This window comes from Yoonia sediminilitoris (assembly GCF_003058085.1).
Lineage (GTDB): Bacteria > Pseudomonadota > Alphaproteobacteria > Rhodobacterales > Rhodobacteraceae > Yoonia > Yoonia sediminilitoris.
Genome location: NZ_QBUD01000017.1, coordinates 1 through 22,661, shown reverse-complemented (window position 1 = coordinate 22,661; position 22,661 = coordinate 1). Strand labels below are relative to the sequence as shown.

The window sequence follows — 22,661 nt, the reverse complement described above, 5'->3', positions numbered from 1 at the left end:
CACGAAAAAGGACCCATAAATGGCGCAGCAAAAAACAATCCTCCGGGCCCTTGCGGGCGAAACGCTTCCAACACCTCCGATCTGGATGATGCGGCAAGCGGGGCGCTATCTGCCTGAATATAAGGCCACGCGGGCGCAGGCCGGGGACTTTTTATCGCTCTGCTACAATCCTGAACTGGCGGCAGAGGTCACGTTACAACCAATCCGCCGCTATGGATTTGATGCGGCGATTCTTTTTGCAGATATTTTGTTGCTGCCACAGGCGCTGGGGGCCGACCTGTGGTTTGTCACCGGCGAAGGGCCGCGCTTGTCCACAATCACGACGGCGGATGAACTGGCACAGTTGAAACCTACCGAGGCGATCCACGACACGCTCAACCCGATCTACGAGACGGTCAGCATCCTGTCGCGCGAATTACCCGATGAAACCACCCTGATCGGATTTGCCGGCGCACCCTGGACCGTGGCGACCTATATGATTGCAGGCCAAGGCACGCCAGATCAGGGACCAGCCCACGCGTTAAAGGCTGAAAACCGCCCTGTGTTCGAAGGGTTGATCAACCGGATCACTGAAGGCACCATTGAATATCTGTCCAAACAAATCGACGCAGGTGCTGAATGTGTCAAGCTGTTCGACAGTTGGGCCGGGTCCTTGCAAGGCGATGATTTCACAGAATTCTCTATCAAACCCATGCAGCAGATCACAGCCGCATTGAAAGAGCGGCACCCTGGCATTCCTGTCATCGCCTTCCCGCGCGGGGCCGGTGAAAGATACGTGGGTGTCCATGCTGCCACCGGCGCGGACTGCGTGGCTGTCGATGACGGGGTTGATGCAGCCTGGGTTGCCGAACATGTGCAAATCGACGGTTGCGTGCAGGGCAACCTGAAGTCGTCGCACATGGTCACGGGCGGCGATGCGCTGGTATCAGAGACCCGGCGCATTTGTGCGGCACTCAAGAACGGACCGCATATCTTTAACCTTGGGCATGGGATCACACCCGATGCCGACCCCGAAAACGTGCAACTGATGATCGACACAGTACGCGGGGCCTAATTTCGCCAAGATCATATGCGAAGGGCGGGCAAACAAATCTGAGTGACCTTTGCCCTAACCATCCGCTTAATCTATCATGGCTTCCACGGGCTTTGGTCGGGGTTTCTGATCGCGACCGTAGGCTGGACAGCGCAGGTGGGCGCAAGCGCGTCAGAACGGGCGGCATTGGGCATCCCCGCCCATATCGAAAGGCCGCATGGTCTGATCGAGATTCGCATCGCCCGCATAACGGTTCACATCGCCCCCGATAAGGCAGCACAGATGCTCAGCGATGCCTCAAACTTGGAACTATCGCCTAGCATATGCCAGCATGTTCCTGCGCGAGATCGCCAAGGGGCCCGTGGCAAGCCGAGCCGCATTCGAATAAATGACAAAGCCACCCAAGACACCGGATAGCAGCCTTGCAGGCAGTGCCAAATGGGTGCAGTTCGGCGGGTCCTAGACCCACTTGGCAAGTGGTGGCAGGCTCATCAAGACGGCATTGGCATCATGGCCTGTGGCCAGCCCGAATTTCGTGCCCCGGTCATACACAAGGTTATACTCTGCATAAAGGCCGCGATGGATCAGTTGCGTGTCTTTGTCGGCATCAGACCATGCCGTATTGCGCCGTTTTTCGACCAGTGGAACATAGGCTGGCAAAAATGCGCGCCCGATATCCTGAGTCAGCTTGAAATCAGCCTCCCAATCGCCGGTGCAACGATCATCCATAAAGATGCCACCAACACCGCGCGCGCGGTTGCGGTGCGGGATATAGAAATACTCATCAGCCCACGCCTTGAGCTTGGGGTAAAGATCTTCACCGTGGGGGTCCAGATGAGCCTTTTGCGTGGCGTGGAAATGGGCAGTGTCTTCGTCATATTCGATGCAGGGGTTCAGGTCGGAACCGCCGCCAAACCACCATGCGTGGGGCGTCCAGAACATGCGGGTGTTCATATGCACGGCAGGCGCATGGGGGTTTTGCATATGTGCAACCAGCGAAATGCCCGAGGCCCAGAAGCGCGGGTCGTTTTCCATTCCCGGCACGCCACGCGCCGCCATTGCCTGCTGCGCGGCGGCCCCCAGCTGGCCATGTACTGTGGAAACATTCACGCCAACTTTTTCAAACACACGCCCGCCACGCATGACGGACATCAGGCCGCCGCCTGCGTCAGAGCCATCATCTGCCGCGCGTTTGGTTTCGGTCACTTCAAATCGACCAGCGGTCCCTTCACCGGTGTGGCTGTCTTCAAGCCCTTCAAAAGCTGCGACAATCTCATCCCGCAAAGTCCGAAACCACGCAGATGCTTTTGCCTTTTCAGCTTCAAATCCGTTTGACATCCCTGCCCCTTGTCACTTGATATTGCATAACAGTGTTTTTTCGCACCATAGCGAAGCCATCACGATGATCCAGACCAAACAGCCGGAGACCACAATGCGCCGCATCCCCTTTTTGCTTCCTTTGGTTGTGCTGGCCGCCTGCGCCACGCCCCGTGAACAATGTATCAGAGACGCCACAAGCCAACTACGCATCCTGAACGCTCTGATAAACGAAACCCAAGGGAATCTGGCGCGCGGCTATGCAATTGTCGAAGAACAGGAAGTGCGTACGCTGAGTCGGACCTGTCGCGGACGGAATGAAGATGGATCAACCTTCCGTTTTCCCTGTGATGAAACCGAAACTGTCACAACAACCCGACCCGTCGCGATTGACCTGAACGCCGAGCAGGACAAGCTAAACTCGATGTTGGAACGTCAACGTCTGGTCAAGGCTGCATCAGACCAAGCCGTCGGCCAATGTATCGCAACCTATCCGGAGTGATCAGTGTGCCGACACCGCCGCAGGGTCAATCAGGGTCCGGCCCCCATCAACTGTGATAATCTGCCCGGTGACAAAGTTCGACGCATCAGAGGCAAGATACTGCACCGCGTCCGACACTTCGCCCGGACTGGCGATCCGGTGCAGCGGTGTGTTTTCGAGAATCGCCTCGCGGGTTTCGTCCTGATCTTTCAAGGATCCTTTCAGGCTCGCGCTCATGACGCTACCGAATGCAACGGCATTGACCCGAATGCCATTCGCCGCAAGAGCCACCGCCATTGAGCGCGTCATTTGTTCCAAAGCGGCCGTGCTGACCGAATAGGCCAGCAAATCGGGATGGGCGCGACATGCGGCAATCGAACTGATGTTCACGATTGACCCGATAGAACCCGACGGATTGTCACCAGCCTGTTTGATCATGCGGCGTGCAACGGCCTGACTCATCCGCATGGCGGTCAGGGTGTTCTGCTGCAGCAGTTCCTCGACAGAGTTATCGTCAGGGTCAAGCGGATCTGTCGTGATCACCTGCCGCGATGCATTGACCAGAATATCCACCCGTTCAAACGCATCAACCGTCGCGGACAGGAGATTGCGAATCGTCAGCTTCTTGCGCAGATCACCTGCGAACTTACGCACGTTTTCATCTTTCCCGGCCTCGTCCGCCAGTTCGTGGCACAGCCCCTTTTCGTCCATATCGGCGAAAACGACATTGGCCCCCATCTTCACGAAATGGCGTCCAATGGCGAGCCCGACACCATTGGCCGCCCCCGTCACGATGGCCGTTTTGCCTGCAATGGAAAAAGACATGTCCGTTCTCCTTGTTCGTCAGCGTTGGGGCTTTGTCGCGCGAAATACCTTGAACGCACCATTGTCGGCAATCATGTCCACGTTGCGAAAAGATTCAGCCAATGTGCCTTCGTAGGGTAGATGGCGATTTGCAACCATCCACAGCTTGCCTTGCGGGGTCAACAGGCGCGCTGCGGCCTGAATAAAGGCGCGCCCCAGCCCATGGTCAGCTGCCCGGGTTGTATGAAACGGTGGGTTCATCACAATCCCGTCGTAGGCAGGATTAGCCTCAAATGCCGTCGCATCGGCCCAGTGAAACGCGACCCGCGGGTCGGTCACATTCAATCGCGCACACGCAAGCGAAAGCTTCTCGGCCTCAATCAAATCAAGCGACTGAACACCTTGGCGGGCCAGAATTCCGCCGGCCAGATAACCCCAGCCCGCGCCCAGATCTGCCATTCGCTTTGGCAGTTTCGGCGGCAGACAATCGGTCAGCAATGCCGACCCCTTGTCCACGGCACCATCCGAAAACACGCCCGGCAGGTTGTAATAACCATGCGGTCCTTTGGTGGCTTGCGGTGCGGCCCAATCGGCAAATGCGTCGCTGGCATCAAACCAGAACAACCGCCCGTGCCCCTTGGTGACTGTGGGCAGATTGCCCAGCCGCTTGCGGCAATCCTTGTAAAGCCCGTCAACGCCATCGGTCTTTTGTCCGTCAACGATCACCAGATCGGCGGTCGCACAGGCGTCATGTATCATTGCACGGGCCAGTTTCTTGGCGCGGGGCACAACCACAATTGCAGTTGCGGCACGCCCATCTGCCTGTGGGTAAGCCGCATTTTGCCAGGCGCGGTAGTCAGGATAAAACCCGTGATCAATCATTATCGCATCACGCGGCAACGCAGTGACATCATAGGTCGCAGGCGGACGCATCAGTTTGACGCGACCCGCAGGCAGCGACAACTGGCCGTCTTGGATCGCGGTGCTTAAGCGGGATTGGGACATGTCGGGGTGAATAGCCGATACGCTATTCTTTCTCCATCGTGCATTGCAGCGGATGCTGGTGCCGCTGGGCAAAGTCCATCACCTGCGCCACTTTGGTTTCCGCGATCTCGTGACTGAAGACACCAACAACGGCGACACCTTTTTTGTGAACGGTCAACATCAACTCGAACGCCTGTGCATGTGATAAACCAAAGAATCGTTCCAACACATGCACAACAAACTCCATCGGGGTGAAGTCGTCATTCAGAATCATCACCTTGTAAAGCGGCGGTCGCTTTGTCTTCGGCTTCGTCTCAAGCACGACACCGACGTCGCCGTCATCGTCGCCCTTCTTGTCTGCCATCATGTAGATTTCTGCCAACATCAAATCGCCCTATCTGATTAGCGGTATATATAAGGCACACACCCCTAGTGAAAAGCCCATAGATTAAGAAAGCGTCTCCACAGCATTGTGAGCAAATGGCATGCGCATATATGTGTATGACAGGTGGTTTGCCACCATATCTGGTGGCGTTGCTTTACGATCACCCTGAAAACCTTTGAATTTAAGATGTTTTCTGAATAGCAGACCTGTGCTAAACTATTTTCATAACAATAAGGTCACCGAAAAAATTCGGGACCAGAGGCAGAAAAAGAGGCATACGACGTGGCAAGTCGTCCGGGACAGTTGGCCCTACGCGGGCTGTATTTATTCGCATTTCTTTTAACCTGTTTTGTCGCGCCTATTGGCGCACAAGCGGCGCCCTACGCCGCAATGGTGATGGACGCCCGCACCGGCGAGGTTCTGCATTCGCGCAATGCCGATACCCGCCTGCACCCTGCGTCTCTCACGAAAATGATGACGCTCTACATTGCGTTTCAGGCGGTTCAGCGGGGCGAAATCACGCTGGACACGCAGGTGAAAATCTCGCGCAATGCCGCGTCAGAGCCGCCTTCGAAACTGGGCCTGCGCGCTGGTCAGTCGATTGCCCTGCGCTATCTGCTGCGCGCGGCGGCGGTCAAATCTGCCAATGACGCGGCCACGGCCATTGGCGAAGCCATCTCCGGGTCCGAGGCCGCGTTTGCCACACGCATGAACCGGACCGCCGTTACAATGGGTATGCGCAATACCACGTTCCGCAATGCACACGGACTGACCCAATCGGGCCATATGTCGACCGCGCGAGACATGTCCATTCTGGGGCGTCACGTGATTTACGACTTTCCACAGTATTACAACTTGTTTTCACGACGTCAGGCCAATGCCGGAATTGCCACCGTGCGTCACACCAACCGCCGCTGGTTGGACAGCTATGAAGGTGGTGACGGGATCAAAACCGGCTATACCCGCGCGGCGGGCTTCAACCTTGTCGCGTCCGCCCAACGCGGGCAAGAACGTGTCATTGCCACAGTATTCGGGGGCAAATCAACAAGCTCCCGCAATGCCCGCATTACTGAACTGATGGACATGGGCTTTAACCGTGCACCCTCACAGGCGCGCATCCGGCGTCCAAACCCGCCTGCCGCCACCCCGTCCGACAATGCAAGCGCATCCAGCGCGCGGGCCGTTGGCAAAACCGTGCGCGTCAGCGGACTGGTCAAGACAAGTATCCGTCCGGTCGCCCGACCATCCCCGCAAGCCCCGGCAGATGCCGCCTTGGTTGCCGCTGTTGATCCAGGCATCATCGACGCCGTGATTGCAGAGGCCGTTGATTCTGCCATCGCAGAGGCACTGGGAGAGTCAGTCAGCGCGCCCGTCACACCAGTCAGGATGGCTGACGCGGGCCCTGCTCCGGCAGTCAAGCCACAGGTACGCCCCGCACAGGCCCCGCAGACTTTTGCCGCGGCAGAGCTTCCTACAAATGTCGCGCCGGTCGAGCCTGAGGTTATCACCCGTGTCTCTACATCCGGTGGACGTCATTGGGGGATCAATGTTGGCCGCTACAACAGCCGCTATGACGCAGAACGCGTTTTACTGCGGGTGGCACTGAACGAGATGAGCACACTTGACGGATCACTCCGCCGTGTCGTGCAGCGGTCGGGCGGGTTTGACGCGAACTTTATGGGACTTTCGCGCGAGGGTGCCGACCTGGCCTGTCGCAGACTGCAAGCCCGCGGCACGACCTGCTTTATGCTTGGGTCCGAAAGCTAAGGCGAGGTTGCTTAGGGTCGTGACCCTAAGCAACCTCGCCTTCAAAGGCGGCCGCCATGAGTGCACGGGTGTAATCTGTCTGCGGATTATCAAAGATCATCGCCGCATCCCCTGCTTCGACAACATCGCCCTGCTTCATCACCATCACCTTGTGTGACAGCGCGCGTACGACCTTCAGGTCATGGCTGATAAACAGATAGGCCAGCGCATATTTCTGCTGCAAGTCACGCAGAAGCTGTACGATCTGGACTTGCACGGTCATATCCAGCGCGCTGGTCGGCTCATCCAAAATCAGCAGCTTGGGCCGCAGGATCATCGCACGCGCAATCGCAATCCGCTGGCGCTGACCGCCCGAGAATTCGTGCGGGTAACGGTCCATCATGTCGGGATCAAGCCCTACCTCGCCCATGATCTCGGCCACCATGTCACGCCGGTTGCGCCCCGGCTCCACACCATGCACGCCAAGTCCTTCGGCAATGATTTCAGCCACAGTCATGCGCGGGCTCAGCGATCCAAACGGGTCCTGAAACACGATCTGCATTTCACTGCGCAGCGGCCGCATCTGGCGTTGATTCAACGCATGGATATCATTTCCTTGAAACACGATCCGCCCTTCGGACGCAATCAGCCGCATCACCGCCAAAGCCAGTGTGGTCTTGCCTGATCCGCTTTCGCCCACCACGCCCAGCGTTTCACCAGCACGAACCGTCAGGGTGGCACTGTTGACAGCCTTCACATGCCCAACGGTGCGCTTCAAAAGACCCGCATGAATGGGAAACCATATCTTTGCCTGTTCGGTTTCCAGCACGACTGGCGCATCTTGCGGTACTGCTGTCGGTACCCCGGTAGATTCCGCAGCCAAGAGCATTTGCGTGTAAGGATGCCGCGGGTTTCCAAAAATCTCTGCGGTGGGGCCAGTTTCGACGATCTCACCATCTTTCATCACACAGACCCTGTCGGCAATCTTGCGCACGATGGTCAGATCGTGGGTGATGAACAACATCGACATCTGTTCGCTGGATTTGAGGTCCGCCAGCAGGTCAAGGATTTGGGCCTGAATGGTGACATCCAGTGCGGTTGTCGGCTCATCCGCGATCAGCAAATCCGGCCCGTTTGCCAGTGCCATAGCGATCATCACGCGCTGTCTCTGACCGCCTGACAACTGATGCGGATAAGACCCAAGGCGGCTTTCAGCGTCGCGGATCCCGACCCTTTCAAGCAGTTCAATGATGCGTGTGCGTACGGCCGGGCCACGAATCCCCTGGTGCAATTCAATGCTTTCCGCCAATTGCTTTTCCAGCGTGTGCAGCGGGTTGAGCGAGGTCATCGGCTCTTGAAAGATAAAGCTGATGTCATTGCCGCGCACCCGGCGCAATTCCGCGTCGTCCGCGCCGACCATCTCAGCCCCGTCATAGGTGATGGACCCGGCCATGACCGCGCTATCGGCAAGCAGCTGGACTGTGGACAAGGCCGTCACAGACTTGCCGGACCCGGATTCACCGACAAGGGCAACAGTTTCCCCGCGCGCAACCTCGAACGATACCCCGCGCACCGCATGGGTGGTCTGGCTATCCTGCCGGAATCCGACGCGCAGATCAGTCACTTTCAACAAAGGATCACTCATCTTTGGTCGGTTCCTGTCGCGGCAACTTCGGCTGTCTGGTCTGCAAACGCGCTCGGGTCTTCTTCAACCTTGCCATCCGCCACGAACGTCTTGCGCGGATCAAATGCATCGCGGACCCCTTCAAAGATGAAAACCAGCAATGACAGCATAATCGCAAAGGTGAAGAAGGCGGTGAAGCCAAGCCAGGGGGCTTGCAGGTTTTGCTTTGCCTGCAATGTCATTTCACCCAGCGACGGCGCAGAGGACGGCAAGCCAAAGCCCAAAAAGTCAAGCGATGCCAGCGTGCCGATTGCCCCTGTCACAAGGAATGGCAGCATCGTGACCGTCGCCACCATCGCGTTGGGTAACATGTGCCGGAACATGATCGTACGGTCGCGCACGCCCAGCGCCTTGGCCGCGCGTACATATTCCAGATTGCGGGCACGCAGGAATTCCGCCCTGACGACCCCCACAAGCGCGGGCCAACCAAACAGCACTGTCAAGAATACAAGCAGCCAGAAACTGCGCCCCAAAATCGCGAAGACAATGATGATCACATAAAGCGACGGCGTGCCTGTCCAAATCTCGATGAACCGTTGAAAGATCAGGTCAGTCCAGCCGCCAAAATAACCTTGCACAGCGCCCGCCATAATGCCGATGATCGAAGAGGCGACCGTAACGATCAGCGCGAACATCACCGACAGTCGGAAGCCATAGATCACCCGCGCGACGACATCACGTTTGGTGTCATCGGTGCCGAGCCAGTTTGTTTCCGACGGGGGGGCCGGGGCCACGCCGCCCACATCAACGATGGTATTGTAGGAATAGGGGATCACTGGCCACAGCACCCATCCCGCTTCAAACCCATCGATATCAATGGTTTCGCCCGCGTCGACTGCGGCGATCAGTTCCTCTGGCATATCAAAGCAGTCAACCAGACCGCCGGTTACGATCAGACATTCGACTTCGACATCCTTATAACCTGCCTCGGTCGGGAAATCCCCGCCAAAGTCCTGTTCGGAATAGAAGCTGAAAATCGGCATCCGCAATTCGTCGCGGTAGCTGACAAGGATAGGTTTATCGTTGGCGATGAACTCCGCAAAGAGCGAAAGGCCGAACAGGATACCGAAGATGATCAGCGACCATGTGGCGCGCCGATTGCGTTTGAAGTTCCGCCAGCGGCGTTTGTTCAGGGGGGACAAGCGCATCATCCGCGGGCCTCAAAATCAATACGCGGGTCGATGAACACATAGGTCAGGTCGGTCAGGATGCTGACGATCAACCCAATCAGCGAAAAGGCAAAGAGCGTGCCAAACACAACCGGATAGTCGCGCGCAACCGCGGCCTCGAACCCCAGACGCCCCAAGCCATCGAGCGAAAACAGAGTCTCGATGATCAGCGATCCACCAAAGAACACGCCAATGAAAAGCGCCGGAAAGCCCGAAATCACGATCAGCATGGCGTTGCGGAACACATGACCGAACATGACCTGCCGTTCTGACAACCCCTTGGCTTTGGCTGTAATGACATATTGCTTTTTGATTTCATCCAGAAAGCTGTTCTTGGTCAGCAGGGTCAAAACCGCAAAGGCAGAGATGGTCGAGGCCAGCACAGGCAGCGTGATGTGCCAGAAATAGTCGATGATCTTGCCAAACAGGCTGAGGTCTTCCCAGTTGGTTGAGGTCAGGCCGCGCAGGGGGAACCACTGCCAGTAGGAACCGCCCGCAAACAGGACGATCAGCAGGATCGCAAACAAGAAACCAGGGATCGCGTAGCCGACGATGATGGCCCCCGAGGTCCATGTGTCAAAGGGCGTACCATCGCGCACAGCCTTCCGGATACCCAACGGGATCGACACCAGATAGGCAATTAGCGTGGACCATAGCCCCAACGTGATCGACACGGGCATCTTTTCCATCACCAGATCAAACACGCTGATCTTGCGGAACCAGCTTTCACCGAAATCAAAGCGCAGGTAGTTGCCCATCATGGTCAGGAAACGCTCGAGCGGTGGCTTGTCGAAACCGAATTCACGCTCGAGTTCTTCGATGAACTCCTTGGGCAGTCCTTGGCCGCCGACATAGTTACTGTCCTCAGTGCCTCCGGTCAGTTCAGAGCCGCCGCCGGCAATCCCCTCGAACACATCACCGCCACCTTCCAGTTGCGCGATGATCTGGTCAATCGGCCCACCGGGCACGAACTGGATCAGCGAGAAATTGACAATCATGATGCCTAGCAAGGTCGGAATGACCAGCAGCAGCCGTCGGAGGATATAGGCGCCCATCTTCTTTGGCCCTACTGGAACGCGCCAGCGGCTTTCAACGCCTCGCCCGCTTCTGCGTCATACCACCAGAAATCCAGCTCTCCCAAGGCGTAGGGCGGCAATTCTTCGGGGTGACGGAACATATCGTAGTAGGCCACCGTATGTTTGTTCTTGAACCATTGCTGGACCCAGAATCCTTCAGCGCGCAAGGCACGGTCCAGTGCATGGACCGCTGGCTTCAATTCGGCCAGCGTTTTCGCTTCAATCACCACGGTGAGCAGCCTGTCGATGGCTTCGCTGCGCAAACGCATCAGATTGCGTGAACTGTCGTCAGCCGTTTCAGACCCGTACCATTGGCGCAAGCCTGTGCCCGGCTCAAAACCCATACCGAACCCATGGCCCACCATATCGAAGTCACCACTGCGGCGGCGGTCGACATATTGCGACCGGTCAACCCGGTCGAGTATCGCATTCACGCCAAGCCGTTTGAGGTTTTCGACATAAGGATTGATGATCCGGTCAAAAGCGGGGCTGGTCGACAAGATCACCATATCCAACGGCACACCATCCTTTGCCCGCATCCCGTCATCACCGGCCACCCAACCGGCTTCGTCCAGCAGAGCAGACGCCGCACGCAGGTTGCGCCGGTCAAGCGGTCGGTCCGCAGAGCTTGATGTCGGGGCCATCACCGGTTCATCAGTCAGGATGGACGGGTCGAGCAGACCTTCATCGACCAGCGGCTTAAGAATGGCGACTTCTGTCGGGGTTGGCACGCCCGTCGCCTCAAGATCAGAGTTTTCCCAGAAGGAATTCACCCGCTCGTAGAGCCCGTAAAACAACGTTTGGTTTGACCATTCAAAATTGAACATCAGGCCGATTGCCTGCCGCACGCGGCGATCCTGCCATTTCGGGCTATCAAGATTGAAAACAAAAGCTTGCGCATAGCCAATCGAACCGTCGGGCAGTTCCTTCTTGACAGCCAGCCCGTCTTGCATCGCCGGAAAATCATAGCTGGTCGCCCATTCCTTGGACGAGTTTTCATTGCGGAAGGTATAGGCTCCGGACTTGAACCCCTCGAGGGCGGCAGCGCTATCTGCGAAATACTCGACACGGATCGTGTCGAAGTTATTCCGACCAACATTGATCGGCAAATCACTGGCCCACCAGTTCGGGTTCCGCTCATAGATGATCTGGCGGCCGATATCGACACTTTGCAGCACATAGGGACCTGTGCCCAAAAACGGCTCTGTTCTGGGTTCATCCAAACGGGTGCCAGTTTCCTCGAACCACGATTTGGAGAAGAGCGCGCTTCCACCACCGGCCACGCCAATCACATCGCGGCGGGGGGCATCGGGGGCAAAATTGAACTTGACCTCATAGGGGCCAAGCACCTCGACACTCTCGACAAATGTCTGGACGACATTGCGATACTCGGTAATCCCTTGTTCCATGAAGAGTTCGTGGGTGAACTTCACGTCTTCGGCCGTCAGTGGCCGACCATCGGAAAAGGTGATGTCATCACGCAGATTGAAGATCACCCAGTCAAGGCTTTCCGGATACTCCATCGTTGTACACATGTAGCAATAGGCACCGTAGGGATCGTCTGCGGTTCCCGTCAGGATTCCTTCGTAAGGCAGGCTGTTCAACGCCGCCGCCACGCCCTTGCGCGAAAAATTATTGAAACTGTCGAATGTCCCCTGCGCCCATTGCGCGATTTCACCGCCCTTGGGCGCATCAGGGTTCACATAGTCCAGATGCGGAAAGTCAGCGGGGTACTTCACCTCTCCAAAATTTGAAAAGGCGTGGGTTTCAATGATCGTCTCGTGCCCTTCTGCAAAGAGTGCGGAAGCGGCAAAAAAAGCCCCGAGTCCAAGCAGAGACCCTTGTAGAAATTGTCTGATCTGCTTGTTGCGATACGGTGCGAAAGCAGTGGATGTGTGACGATTCTTCATCAATCTCTCCGGGTCTAGGCGTAACGATTTATCCTATAGATGAAGCTACGAGACAGGATGGCAAACATTCAACCCAATACTGCGTCATTTGGCAGTGATCAGACTGTAACAATTCACAAAAAAGGCCACTCGATACGAGCGGCCCTTTCATCATCGGTTAACCAAGTTAATTAGTCGCCAACGGTTTCCAGATAGGCGATCAGGTTTGCGCGATCCTCGATCTTGCGCATCCCGTTGTAGCCCATGGCCGTACCAGGCGCCCAGCCTTTTGGATCTTCGAGGAAACCGTTGAGATTTTCAGGTGTCCAAACTTCAGCGACCGCAGCAAGCGCACCTGAATAGTTGAAGTCGTCATATTGCGCCACAGGACGGTTCACGACACCGTATAGCGCGGGGCCTGTGCCGTGTTTGCCAGCCTCAAGCGCGTGGCAGGACCGGCAATTGCGCCACAGTGTTTCGCCATCTTCCACACTGGCAGATGCCATGACCACGGCAAAATCGACTTCTTCGACAACTTCTTCTTCGTCCGCTTCGCTGCCAGCGACTTCGATGACATACGCTTGCGCATGTTCACCATCGTGACTTTCGGCGCTATGATAAATCAGTTCAGCCATCCAGCCGCCCAAAAGGAAAACCAGAAGCGACCCGCAGAGAGCGCCCACAGTTTTGGTCATCGTCATTGTGTCGAACATGTCGCGTTCCATTCCGTTCAAAGTTTTGCGGTTATCTATCCGCTTCCCACGTCGGGTTGCAAGGTGTAGTGGCGCGACCTAACGCCCATTTTTATGTTGTAGCAGCAGGGACACGGGATCATGACGGCAAGAATCGCATTCCAGGGGGAATTAGGCGCCTATGGTCACGAGGCTTGCGTAGAGACCTGCCCTGCGTATGATCCATTGCCTTGCCCCACGTTTCACGATGCCATTACAGCCGTGCGCAACGGCGCGGCCGACCTTGGCATGATTGCTGTCGAAAACTCCACCTACGGGCGGGTGGCCGACGTGCATTCGCTTCTGCCTGAAAGTGGCTTGCATATCGTGAACGAAAGTTTCGTACGTGTGCATATCAACCTGCTCGCCCGCAAGGGGGCTTCGCTGGACCGGATTACGGACGCATACGGACATGTGGTGATTCTTCCGCAATGCGGGAAATTCCTGCGCGATCACAACATTGCGCCTCATGTAAGTTCCGACAACGCAAAGGCAGCGCGCGATGTGGCGGAAGGCACTGACATGACGGTCGGCGCGCTGGCCTCTGAACTGGCCGCGGAAATCTATGGGTTGGATGTGGTTGCGCGGCACATCGAGGACGTCGACAATAATACCACGCGTTTTCTGGTGATGGCCCGCGAACCCGATTACCGGCATCGGGGTGAACACGGCATGATGACCAGTTTTGTTTTTCGGGTACGCAACATTCCGGCCGCCCTTTACAAGGCAATGGGCGGTTTTGCCACAAATGGTGTCAACATGACCAAGCTTGAAAGCTACATGGTCGGCGGCACCTTCAAGGCGACTCAATTCTATGCGGAAATCGAGGGCCACCCTGACGATCCAGGCGTAAAACGTGCGCTGGAAGAACTTGATTATTTCACGGATCACTTGCACGTCATGGGCGTCTACCCCGCCGCAGCGCGCAGAATGAAGAGCGGCGCGCGCTAGGATCAGGACCCGAGCTTGCGGCTATATGTCCCGACGAAAATCATCTTCAATGTCTTCGGCGAACTCAAGAACGCGGACCTTGAACCGTTTCGTCAGTTTCGTCTTGGCCAGCTTCATAGATTGCAGCAACAGCCGCGCGGTCAATGACCGGGCGCGCAGGTCCATCGCGACCAACAGTCGGGTGCGGCCCCGCGAAAGCGCCACAAGATCCACCGTTGTCACAACAGTCATTCCGTCCGATTCGGTATCGACCCTGTAACCGCTGGGAGGATCAATGGTCGCTATCTTTGCCTGCATCCGCCGTTCTCTCCCACGAAATGGAAAGGCGATATCCCAGCTGGACCCAACATCGATCTGGCCCCCCTGATGCGCTGAAATATTCACGCCATGTCGCAGCGCACGCCGTTCAAATCCGGCAAAATCACTAACCTGTTGATAGACATAGTCAATCGGCGCTTCGACGTCCTCACGCGTGCTGAATTTCATCTCAAGACCTTCTGACTTTGTGGCGACCTAACATCAAACGGTTTCAATCCAGTGTATCGGCCAGCCAATTCTGCAAAAGAAAATGCGCAATTGCGCCCTTTCTGGCCGGAAGAATGTCAGGGTGATGCCCCGAAAACGCCTGTGCCAGCTCTTCTCGGCTGACCCACCGGGCATCTTCAATCTCATCAGGATCAATCGTCAGGTCGGTGCCCAGTGCGTCCCCTGCGCATCCGATCATCAGCGACGCCGGAAACGGCCATGGTTGGCTGGCCAGATAAGTCACCGCCCCGACACGTACCCCTGCCTCTTCAAACACCTCGCGGCGCACGGCGGCTTCAATCGTCTCGCCCGGCTCAACAAAACCGGCAAGGCAGGAATACATCCCATCGGGCCAACCCGGCGATCGGCCCAGCAAGACCGCGTTGCCATGTGTAATCAGCATAATCACAACCGGGTCAGTACGTGGGAAATGATGGCCACCACATGCAGTGCAATTGCGTTGCCAACCTGCCATCGAGAAATCCGACAAGGCACCGCAACGCGAACAATATTTGTGCGACAAGTGCCAGCCCAAAACGGCCTTTGCGGTTGCAGCCAACTCAGCATCGCGAAGGCTGAGCGCGATCATAATCGTACGCAATTCGGCAAACACGGCATCGTCTGCCACCGCAGGATGTCGCTGATGTGTCGCATCCAGAAAACTGTCAAATGCGGCATCATCCATGTCAGGCGGTGTCCACCCGGATAGGTCTGCCCCGAAAATTGGACCGCTCTCGTCACGTCCCAGAAAAACCTGATCAGGACTGGCGTCATCAAGCACCGGATGGTCCAACGAGACACGCACCAATTCATCTTTTTTTGTCAGCACCTTACCGCGCCAAAGCACGATGGCCCTTGCCTCCGGATCAAGGGCCAACTCAGTGGCTTGACCCCGGCATTCCGCTGCGCGATCTAGGTTGGAGCCACCAAAAGTAACGTATTCTGCAATTTTCATCCCGAGCAAATGACATGTTCAAAGAAAGAGTTCAATTTTTTCCCGGTGATGTCTGTGGCAATCGTCCCCATTCAGCTTATAGTTGTTAAATGGTGAGTGAATTGGTCCTCTCGGGACAGTCAGCCCGGGTTGATGGATGTCCGACAGCGCGGCTGCGACTGCTTGAAACAACCGACCTGCATATGCAGTTGTTGGCTTATGACTACTTCTCTGATGCGCCTGATTATCGCTCCGGCCTGGTCCAGCTTGCCGAGACCATCAGCGCGTACAAGAACGACCCTGCGATGCCCTGCTTGCTGTTCGACAATGGCGACTTCATACAAGGCAATCCACTCGCTGATTTCCTTGTGGAAAGCGAGTCAACTATGACCACGCATCCGATGATCGCGGCGCTGAACACGTTACAGTACGATGCGGTGACTTTGGGCAATCACGAATTCAACTACGGGCTGCAATTCCTGCAAAACGCTTTGAAAAACGCCGAATTTCCGGTGGTCTGTGCCAATGTCGCTGAATTAACACCGCCCCGAATCGCAACAGATTTCAGCATTATCGCTCGAGAGCTTGCCTGTGACGATGGGCAGACCCGCACCATCCGGATCGGCGTGACCGGCTTCGTTACTCCACAAATCACGGATTGGGACAATGCCAACCTGGCCGGCCAGATTGAGACGACAGACATCGTGGATGCAGCCCGCGCCGTCGTGCCCCGGATAAAGGCCGCTGGTGCCGATATAATAGTAGCTCTTTGTCACTCTGGCATCGGAGCCGCGGACCACACGCCAAGAATGGAAAATGCGGCTGTCCCCTTGGCAGAGGTGGCAGGCATCGATGTCGTCATGACCGGCCATACGCATGAACTTTTCCCCGGCAACAATGAACACCGCAGCACCGCCGTCGATGCCAAAGCCGGAACATTGCATGGCAAACCAGCAGTGATGGCCGGTTTTTTTGGCAAATGGCTCGGTGTCATTGATCTGATGCTGGGCTGGGACCAGAACACATGGCACATCAAAGACCATCAATGCTATTTGCGTCCGTGCAACGGCTCGGATAAAACGTCTGGCCCATTGCAGGAAAAGCTAAGCGGTTTAGTCGAGAGCGCCCACGCGGCGACAGTCGCGCATATCCGTCGGCCAATCGCCCAGACAAGTGAAGCGATCCACAGCTATTTTGCAAATATCGGACCGGATGGCGCGCAAAGGCTTTTGTCGGATGCGCAGCGCGCGTTTGTCACCACTGCCCTTGAGAGAACAGCACACGCCGGCACGCCAGTTCTGTCCGCGACGGCACCATACCGCTTTGGCGGCCGTGCTGGCCCGGGACATTTCATCCATATCCCGCCCGGCCCGCTCACATTGCGCGACGCAGCTGCGATCTATCCATTTGCCAACAAACTTTGCGCCGTAAAGCGCAATGGTGCTCAAATTCAGGAGTGGCTGGAACGGGCCGCATCATACTACAGTCAGATTGTGCCCGGAAGGCACGACCAGGCGCTTCTCGATTGTGACCGTGCAGGCTATAATAGTGACACGCTTGTCGGGTTAACCTACGAAATCGATCTGTCCAGCCCCGCAGCCTATACCGCAGACGGCGCGCGCACCGGGTCAGACACCAAGCGGATCAGAAACCTGTGTTATGGCGGCATGCCTGTCAAAGCCGATGATTGCTTTATCGTTGCAACCAACAGCTATCGCACCAACGGCGGCGGCGGCTTTGAAGGCGCGCCAAAGGCAGATATCGTCTTTGAAACAAGTCAGTCGACACGCGACATTCTGATTGAGTATCTTCAACGCAGCGACACAATCAGAATTCGAGAAAGCCACACATGGAGCTTTGCGCATTTGCCGAACACAAGTGCGGTTTTCAACTCCGCGCCGGCAGCCAAACATCACCTGGTCGACGGGATCAGTCACATTGGCCCCGGCACGGACGGTTTTGATCTTTTTCGGATTACATTCTGACGTCTTGCACTGACGCCGCGGGCGGCCTATATCAAAACTGAGAGGTTGGCGCGGGCGAGCGCCTCGCCAACCTGGTCAGGTCCGGAAGGAAGCAGCCATAACGAGCCCCGCTTGGGTCGTTGTCAGCCTCTCACCTTAAATGGTTCTGCATTGCAGGACTGTGTAAAAGGCACCGATAAGAACGAAGGAGGACAAAAATGATTGTAAAACTGTCCCTCCCGGTTTGGGTGCGCTGAAAGTATTTCCGTTATCTCGTCCGGTTCACGCTGGTCGCGTCAGGCGACCGGCCTTTTGTTTCCATTTGACGAGGACTGATCCTTGACAGACATCACACGCGTTGACCTTGGCTGGTCGCCTTTTTTCATGTCTCAACTCGATATTGCAGAGCTTGAAGCTCTGACGCCAATCCGGATCAGCACGGTACACCGCGACCGGGTGACAGGATTATCCGAGAATGGCACTTTGGAATTGACCCTTGACCCGGGCATCACGACGGCCGCTGTGGCCGTCGGTGACTGGGTATTGGCAGCCCCGGCACAGCACAGACTTGTCCGTGTGCTGGACCGCAAGACAGAACTGAGCCGCGGGACCGAATATCACACCGGCGAAAAACAACTGATCGCGGCAAATCTGGATACGCTTTTCATCACGACATCCTGCAACAATGATTTCAATCCCGCGCGGCTGGAACGTTATCTGGCGCTTGCGCATGATGCGATGATCACGCCAGTCATCCTGTTGACCAAGGCCGATGCGACAGATGATCCTGACAGATTCGTGGATCAGGCCCGGGCCCTGGGCCGTGACCTTGCGGTTTTGGCAATAAACGCGAAAGGTCTTGATGTCACTGAGCGGCTGAGCCCCTGGTGCGACACAGGCCAGACGGTGGCACTGACCGGATCATCAGGCGTCGGTAAGACGACAATCGCGAATGCGCTCACCGGCGGCTCCGCCCTGACGCGAGACATTCGCGAAGACGACGCGCGCGGACGGCATACAACGACGGGACGATCACTGCACCACTTGCCCACGGGCGGCTGGTTAATCGACACGCCCGGCATGCGCGGGCTTGGGGTCGCAGATGTGGCCTATGGGATCGATACGACATTTCCCGAAATCAGCGAACTGGCCGCGAAGTGCAAGTTTCGCGATTGTGACCACGAAAGCGAACCCGGCTGCGCCGTTCAGGCGGCAATCCAGTCTGGTTCGGTTGACCCCGAGAGGTTGAAAAGATTCAAAAAGTTGAAGCGTGAAAACGAGCATGCGACGGAAACTATTGCTCAAGCCCGTGATCGCAACCGGAAGTTGGGCAAGATGTATCGCGCAGCCACTCGAAAAAAAGGACGCGATTGACAAGTGGGGGATGGGTCAAGACCCATCTTACAGTTTTTCATCTGGACCCCCTTTGAAGCACCGCAAGATGGATCTTGATCCATCCCCATACGACGGAAAGTGGCATTGGCAAGGAGACGCGGACATGCGTACCCATATTCGAACAGGTTGTTCAAGCAACACAATGCTGCGTCAATAGCCCAACTGCGCCCAGGCCATTTGCTGATCAGTCTCAACCGCGCAAGGGCGGACATTGCGCAATCGCTCCAGCGCTTCTTCAGGTGCCTCACCTGCGGCTATCATTAGCCGCAGGACCATCATACCCGAACGCCCGCAGCCTGCGAAACAATGCACAAGTACGCGACCGCCGGAAGCCAGCTGACCCAATGCATGATCCCGCAGCAAGGGCCAATCCAGCCCGTCCGGCGTGCCAAGATCGGGCACCGGCGCATGCATCCATGCAATCTTGTGCTGTGCCAGGTCGGCCCCGAGCGACGCCATCCCCGAACGATCAAGCTCTGTCTGTTCTGTCATGCTGATCACCAGAGTGGGACGCCAACCGATAAGCCGCTGCCATGCCAGGCCATCTGGCGCGGCCCGTCCGGGGATCGGCGTGATGGCCAATTCTCCCTTGCCGACAGGCAGACAATTGATTGTAAATTCAGACAACAACATGCCCCGAAAATTGGCCCGGATGTGCATTTCCCCCGTCCGGCACATCTGGTAAACCTGAAGATTTTTTCGCTTTCTCTGGTAACGCGCCCCCCTGCCCCAACGCCAGTCGCAGACAGCCAAGATGGTCGCCCCGCGTTCGGAGCGGGCGGTTCTCCGTGCAGTGAATAATAGTCGACAGAAGCATCCCTCCTAAACCATTGACATGCAAAAATTCACGTTAGGGCACAAGAAATAGCGCGTGGCTTCCCAACAGGTGATCTGAGCGGGTGTCAAGCCCAATTCATCGGGCTTGTCCCAATGCACCCCGAAGGCCTAACCACGACCGCAAATGCGGGTTCTCACCATCCAGATGCAATATCGGATGGGCACATAGGCGGGATTGATTTAGCTCAGGCCCGGTACCGTAACTGCGGCGGCCAACGCAGGTAATTCCTCAACATCGCTGAGTGCCGATGGATACAGCAATGCCACCAATGCTTGGTGACGATATGCACGAACTGCCGAATAGATCGCGACCCCATCGCGCATGATCGTTTGATCTGCGCCGGCCTCCAGCAAAAGCTGGCAGATTTCGGATGGGCATCCACGCCATGCTGCATGATGGAAGGCGGTCATGCGTCGTCTTTGTTCGGGTCCACCCCCGCGTCCAGCAGCATCTTGACCATTACCAGATCAAGGTTGACCATCGCGCCCTTAAGCGCATTTGTCCCACGCGGGTTCGCTTCCGCAGCCTGCATCATGCCCAAACCGTTGGGACGCCCCAACTCTATCGCATGGTACAGACATTCACCGTCATTGGGTCCTGCGCCATGATAAAGAAGCCACTGCGCCAAGGACATGATGCCCGCGTGGCACAACGCGTGATCGAGCGCCCACAATTCTTACACCCCGCCTTGTTCAACGGCGAAACAATCATTGGCGTCGGCACCGTGGTGGACCAACAGCGCCGCCGTCGCCACCAAATCGGCTTCTTGCTCTGGCCAGACGTCCAGCATTTTGGAAAGGGATATTCTAAGACGCCGCAATTCCGCTGCGCGGTCAATTCCGTGGATCGCCAACGCCGTCTTGAGTTGTGGCCAACTGCTCAAATTCCGCTTGAGGGAAGTGACACGCAGAAAATACCCATGCTTTAGGCCGCCTCTACGTGGATTGATATGATCAACCCGCGCAATCGCAAGGCGCATGCCAAGTTCCCATTGCTTGGGAAGTCTTGTCGCTTGCCTGCACGAGCGATCTAGATCGTCAGCCATCGGCTTCCTCACCAAATGCGACCGCCGGTCCACTGCATCGGGCGAATGAGAACGACCCCTGATGTGGATATCTCAAAATCGTTATTGGGTGCGACACGCGATCCGCCAATCATGATTGCAGCCCAGCATCCAATTTACACGCGGACCTTCATGCCGTGCTTTTACAAGCTGGCAAGCCAGCAGACCCACTCTCATAGGTGCGGGACCCGCATTCGTTACACCGCCAGCGTGCCAGAAAGAAACGGTTGCCTTTCGTTGCTTTCGGACGTCAGCGAAAATAAACTTCTTCACTTAAACCTGCGCACACTGAAATCAGCGCAAACAATGGTTCAAGCCCCTGATGACACCTCTTTTGATTGGGCAAACTCCACCCAGACTTTGACGTCAAGGATCTGTCCGACAAGCCCGAGACATTTTGTCAATGATGCAACATCCGTCTGGGCCAAGTCTTCCAGCGAATGAATTCCGCATTCGGATAGCATCCAAATCAGCCCTGCCCCCGCACCAGGTAGTTGGTACAGGTTGGTTGATGCCTGTTCGCTGACCGTTTCCTGTTCTCCACGGCTTTCACCTTGTTCCGGCGTCTGATCCCCAGCATCACGCCCCACGACCGCGTCCGCACCAGAACTGTCCGGATAACCCTTTCGATGTTGGTCACTCACGCTGTCTGGGTTCTCATCATAGCCGGTCGCATCGCCGTTCCCGGCGTCGGATTCCACCAGCACCACGTGGCCCGTGTCATGCGCTGTATCGGCTTCTTGTTGGGCAGTGTCATCAGCCGGTAACAGCACCTCGGCAGCACGACCGCCACTACCTTCGGTGCCGCAACCGGGCGGTTCGGTTTCGGGCGCGATGTCTTTGCCTGAAAAGCCTTCTTTGATGATGAAGGGCTCAGCCCCCCCTTCAAACGCAATATCGATTTCATCCCCAAGATCAGTTAACGGGTGTGGCGCAACATTTTTCTGGTCACAGGCTTGACGAGCACCGTCATCTTGTTCCGGGTAGAACGCAACGTCAGGCTTGGTCGTCGCATTACGCTTGGCGGGCCGCATATGGGCATTGGCAAAGCCTTCCACCGCATTCAAGTCTGTTGCATCATCGAGACTGCCGTCCGGCGGGTCGGTAACCGTGTGAGTTGACCGAGCGATTTTGCCGATCCTACGCTTGTCAATGCGTTCCTGGCGAAGTGCGGCCAAAGTCGCGCGGGCTTCGTCACGCACGGACCGGGCCTTGCTACGATAATTCTGTTCACTCATTTCTAAGGCCCCTGCTGTTGGGTTTTATCGGTTTGGGGTGACATATTCAGCGTCCCAGTAGGCCAGCGCTTCTCCCGCCAATACGGCAAATGTCTGGCGAAACTTCCGCTCTTTGTACAAACTGTCGATAGTTGTTGTTAGTGACATCGCTCAAAGAGCGAAGGCTGACCGCGGTCGTGCCAATCAACCCTTCGGCAATCAAGGAATGTGACAGCACGAAGTCACCCTTTGGTTTGCCCCACAAGGCAATTTCAATGTCTCGATCACCATCTGTCACAACATGGTGCGCCAGGCAGTGCCCGCGAAACCGCAACGGTGGCCGCCCCAAGCGGTTCAGCACAGTTATCTCACTGTGCTGCCTGTCCGTCGTCAGGGTTTTTGGGACCAAGAGCGTCCGAACCTAAGAGAGAGTTTGGCTCATCTGTTTGGTTTGATTATGCGGCGTGCTGGCGGT

General features: G+C 56.5%; 22 protein-coding genes and 1 other RNA gene. 7 read left to right on the top strand and 16 right to left on the bottom strand.

Features of this window, described 5'->3' with window-relative positions; all coding sequences use genetic code 11:
* Positions 1-19 precede the first annotated feature (19 nt).
* Positions 20-1,054: a uroporphyrinogen decarboxylase gene (gene hemE, locus C8N45_RS20535; protein WP_108388498.1), complete on the top strand. Its 1,035-nt coding sequence runs from the start codon at positions 20-22 to the stop codon at positions 1,052-1,054.
* A gap of 438 nt (positions 1,055-1,492) precedes the next feature.
* Here hemE and hemF read toward each other — a convergent pair whose 3' ends face one another.
* Positions 1,493-2,371, bottom strand: coding sequence for an oxygen-dependent coproporphyrinogen oxidase (gene hemF, locus C8N45_RS20525; protein ID WP_108388494.1), 879 nt, complete (start codon positions 2,369-2,371; stop codon positions 1,493-1,495).
* A 94-nt stretch (positions 2,372-2,465) separates the two neighbouring features.
* On the opposite strand from hemF, the gene C8N45_RS20520 reads away from it, so the two are divergent.
* Entirely contained in the window at positions 2,466-2,852 is a 387-nt protein-coding gene (locus C8N45_RS20520) for a hypothetical protein (protein ID WP_108388612.1), read from the top strand.
* Here the strand turns inward: C8N45_RS20520 and C8N45_RS20515 are convergent, their stop codons facing one another.
* The 3 genes from C8N45_RS20515 to clpS are packed head-to-tail and all read right to left on the bottom strand — an operon-like array spanning position 2,853 to position 5,004.
* The gene (locus C8N45_RS20515; RefSeq protein WP_108388492.1) at positions 2,853-3,656 is read right to left on the bottom strand and encodes an SDR family NAD(P)-dependent oxidoreductase; all 804 of its coding nucleotides are present in this window, start codon (positions 3,654-3,656) and stop codon (positions 2,853-2,855) included. It abuts the gene before it with no gap.
* A gap of 18 nt (positions 3,657-3,674) precedes the next feature.
* Entirely contained in the window at positions 3,675-4,640 is a 966-nt protein-coding gene (locus C8N45_RS20510) for a class I SAM-dependent methyltransferase (RefSeq protein WP_108388490.1), read from the bottom strand.
* Positions 4,641-4,662: 22 nt separating this feature from the next.
* Positions 4,663-5,004: an ATP-dependent Clp protease adapter ClpS gene (gene clpS / locus C8N45_RS20505; RefSeq protein WP_108388488.1), complete on the bottom strand. Its 342-nt coding sequence runs from the start codon at positions 5,002-5,004 to the stop codon at positions 4,663-4,665.
* A 282-nt stretch (positions 5,005-5,286) separates the two neighbouring features.
* Between clpS and C8N45_RS20500 the strand changes: the two genes are divergently transcribed.
* Positions 5,287-6,771, top strand: coding sequence for a D-alanyl-D-alanine carboxypeptidase family protein (locus tag C8N45_RS20500; protein WP_375342485.1), 1,485 nt, complete (start codon positions 5,287-5,289; stop codon positions 6,769-6,771).
* Positions 6,772-6,796: 25 nt separating this feature from the next.
* Here the strand turns inward: C8N45_RS20500 and C8N45_RS20495 are convergent, their stop codons facing one another.
* From C8N45_RS20495 to C8N45_RS20475, 5 genes are all read right to left on the bottom strand, one after another.
* Entirely contained in the window at positions 6,797-8,395 is a 1,599-nt protein-coding gene (locus C8N45_RS20495; protein ID WP_108388486.1) for an ABC transporter ATP-binding protein, read from the bottom strand.
* Complete coding sequence (locus C8N45_RS20490) at positions 8,392-9,585, bottom strand: ABC transporter permease (RefSeq protein ID WP_108388484.1); 1,194 nt, start codon at positions 9,583-9,585, stop codon at positions 8,392-8,394. The genes C8N45_RS20495 and C8N45_RS20490 overlap by 4 nt, the downstream gene beginning before the upstream one ends.
* Positions 9,582-10,658, bottom strand: a complete 1,077-nt coding sequence (locus C8N45_RS20485) for a microcin C ABC transporter permease YejB (protein ID WP_108388482.1) — start codon at positions 10,656-10,658, stop codon at positions 9,582-9,584. Before C8N45_RS20485 ends, C8N45_RS20490 begins: the two co-directional genes overlap by 4 nt.
* An 11-nt stretch (positions 10,659-10,669) precedes the next feature.
* Positions 10,670-12,589, bottom strand: a complete 1,920-nt coding sequence (locus C8N45_RS20480; RefSeq protein WP_108388480.1) for an extracellular solute-binding protein — start codon at positions 12,587-12,589, stop codon at positions 10,670-10,672.
* Between the two features lie 170 nt (positions 12,590-12,759).
* Positions 12,760-13,281, bottom strand: coding sequence for a c-type cytochrome (locus C8N45_RS20475; protein WP_108388608.1), 522 nt, complete (start codon positions 13,279-13,281; stop codon positions 12,760-12,762).
* Positions 13,282-13,401: 120 nt separating this feature from the next.
* On the opposite strand from C8N45_RS20475, the gene C8N45_RS20470 reads away from it, so the two are divergent.
* Positions 13,402-14,250, top strand: coding sequence for a prephenate dehydratase (locus tag C8N45_RS20470; protein ID WP_108388478.1), 849 nt, complete (start codon positions 13,402-13,404; stop codon positions 14,248-14,250).
* 21 nt (positions 14,251-14,271) lie between these two features.
* Here C8N45_RS20470 and C8N45_RS20465 read toward each other — a convergent pair whose 3' ends face one another.
* The gene (locus C8N45_RS20465; protein ID WP_108388476.1) at positions 14,272-14,736 is read right to left on the bottom strand and encodes an SRPBCC family protein; all 465 of its coding nucleotides are present in this window, start codon (positions 14,734-14,736) and stop codon (positions 14,272-14,274) included.
* Positions 14,737-14,779: 43 nt separating this feature from the next.
* Complete coding sequence (gene nudC, locus C8N45_RS20460; RefSeq protein WP_108388474.1) at positions 14,780-15,730, bottom strand: NAD(+) diphosphatase; 951 nt, start codon at positions 15,728-15,730, stop codon at positions 14,780-14,782.
* Between the two features lie 89 nt (positions 15,731-15,819).
* On the opposite strand from nudC, the gene C8N45_RS20455 reads away from it, so the two are divergent.
* The 3 genes from C8N45_RS20455 to rsgA all read left to right on the top strand — a co-directional run bounded on the left by C8N45_RS20455 (position 15,820) and on the right by rsgA (position 19,047).
* Complete coding sequence (locus C8N45_RS20455) at positions 15,820-17,694, top strand: bifunctional 2',3'-cyclic-nucleotide 2'-phosphodiesterase/3'-nucleotidase (protein ID WP_108388472.1); 1,875 nt, start codon at positions 15,820-15,822, stop codon at positions 17,692-17,694.
* Positions 17,695-17,732: 38 nt separating this feature from the next.
* An RNA gene (gene ffs / locus C8N45_RS20450) (signal recognition particle sRNA small type) lies at positions 17,733-17,830 on the top strand.
* Between the two features lie 182 nt (positions 17,831-18,012).
* Entirely contained in the window at positions 18,013-19,047 is a 1,035-nt protein-coding gene (gene rsgA / locus C8N45_RS20445; RefSeq protein ID WP_245882784.1) for a ribosome small subunit-dependent GTPase A, read from the top strand.
* Positions 19,048-19,218: 171 nt separating this feature from the next.
* Here the strand turns inward: rsgA and C8N45_RS20440 are convergent, their stop codons facing one another.
* The 5 genes from C8N45_RS20440 to C8N45_RS20420 all read right to left on the bottom strand — a co-directional run bounded on the left by C8N45_RS20440 (position 19,219) and on the right by C8N45_RS20420 (position 22,207).
* Positions 19,219-19,695 carry a protein-tyrosine phosphatase family protein gene (locus C8N45_RS20440; RefSeq protein WP_108388604.1) on the bottom strand — a complete coding sequence of 159 codons (477 nt, stop codon included), beginning with the start codon at positions 19,693-19,695 and terminating at the stop codon, positions 19,219-19,221.
* 390 nt (positions 19,696-20,085) lie between these two features.
* Positions 20,086-20,316 carry an ankyrin repeat domain-containing protein gene (locus C8N45_RS20435; RefSeq protein WP_108388470.1) on the bottom strand — a complete coding sequence of 77 codons (231 nt, stop codon included), beginning with the start codon at positions 20,314-20,316 and terminating at the stop codon, positions 20,086-20,088.
* On the bottom strand, positions 20,313-20,579 hold the full coding sequence (locus C8N45_RS20430) for a hypothetical protein (RefSeq protein ID WP_114427871.1): 267 nt from the start codon (positions 20,577-20,579) through the stop codon (positions 20,313-20,315). Before C8N45_RS20430 ends, C8N45_RS20435 begins: the two co-directional genes overlap by 4 nt.
* Before the next feature lie 3 nt (positions 20,580-20,582).
* Positions 20,583-20,951: a hypothetical protein gene (locus tag C8N45_RS20425; protein WP_133176024.1), complete on the bottom strand. Its 369-nt coding sequence runs from the start codon at positions 20,949-20,951 to the stop codon at positions 20,583-20,585.
* A gap of 329 nt (positions 20,952-21,280) precedes the next feature.
* Positions 21,281-22,207, bottom strand: a complete 927-nt coding sequence (locus tag C8N45_RS20420; RefSeq protein WP_108388464.1) for a hypothetical protein — start codon at positions 22,205-22,207, stop codon at positions 21,281-21,283.
* Positions 22,208-22,661 lie beyond the last annotated feature (454 nt).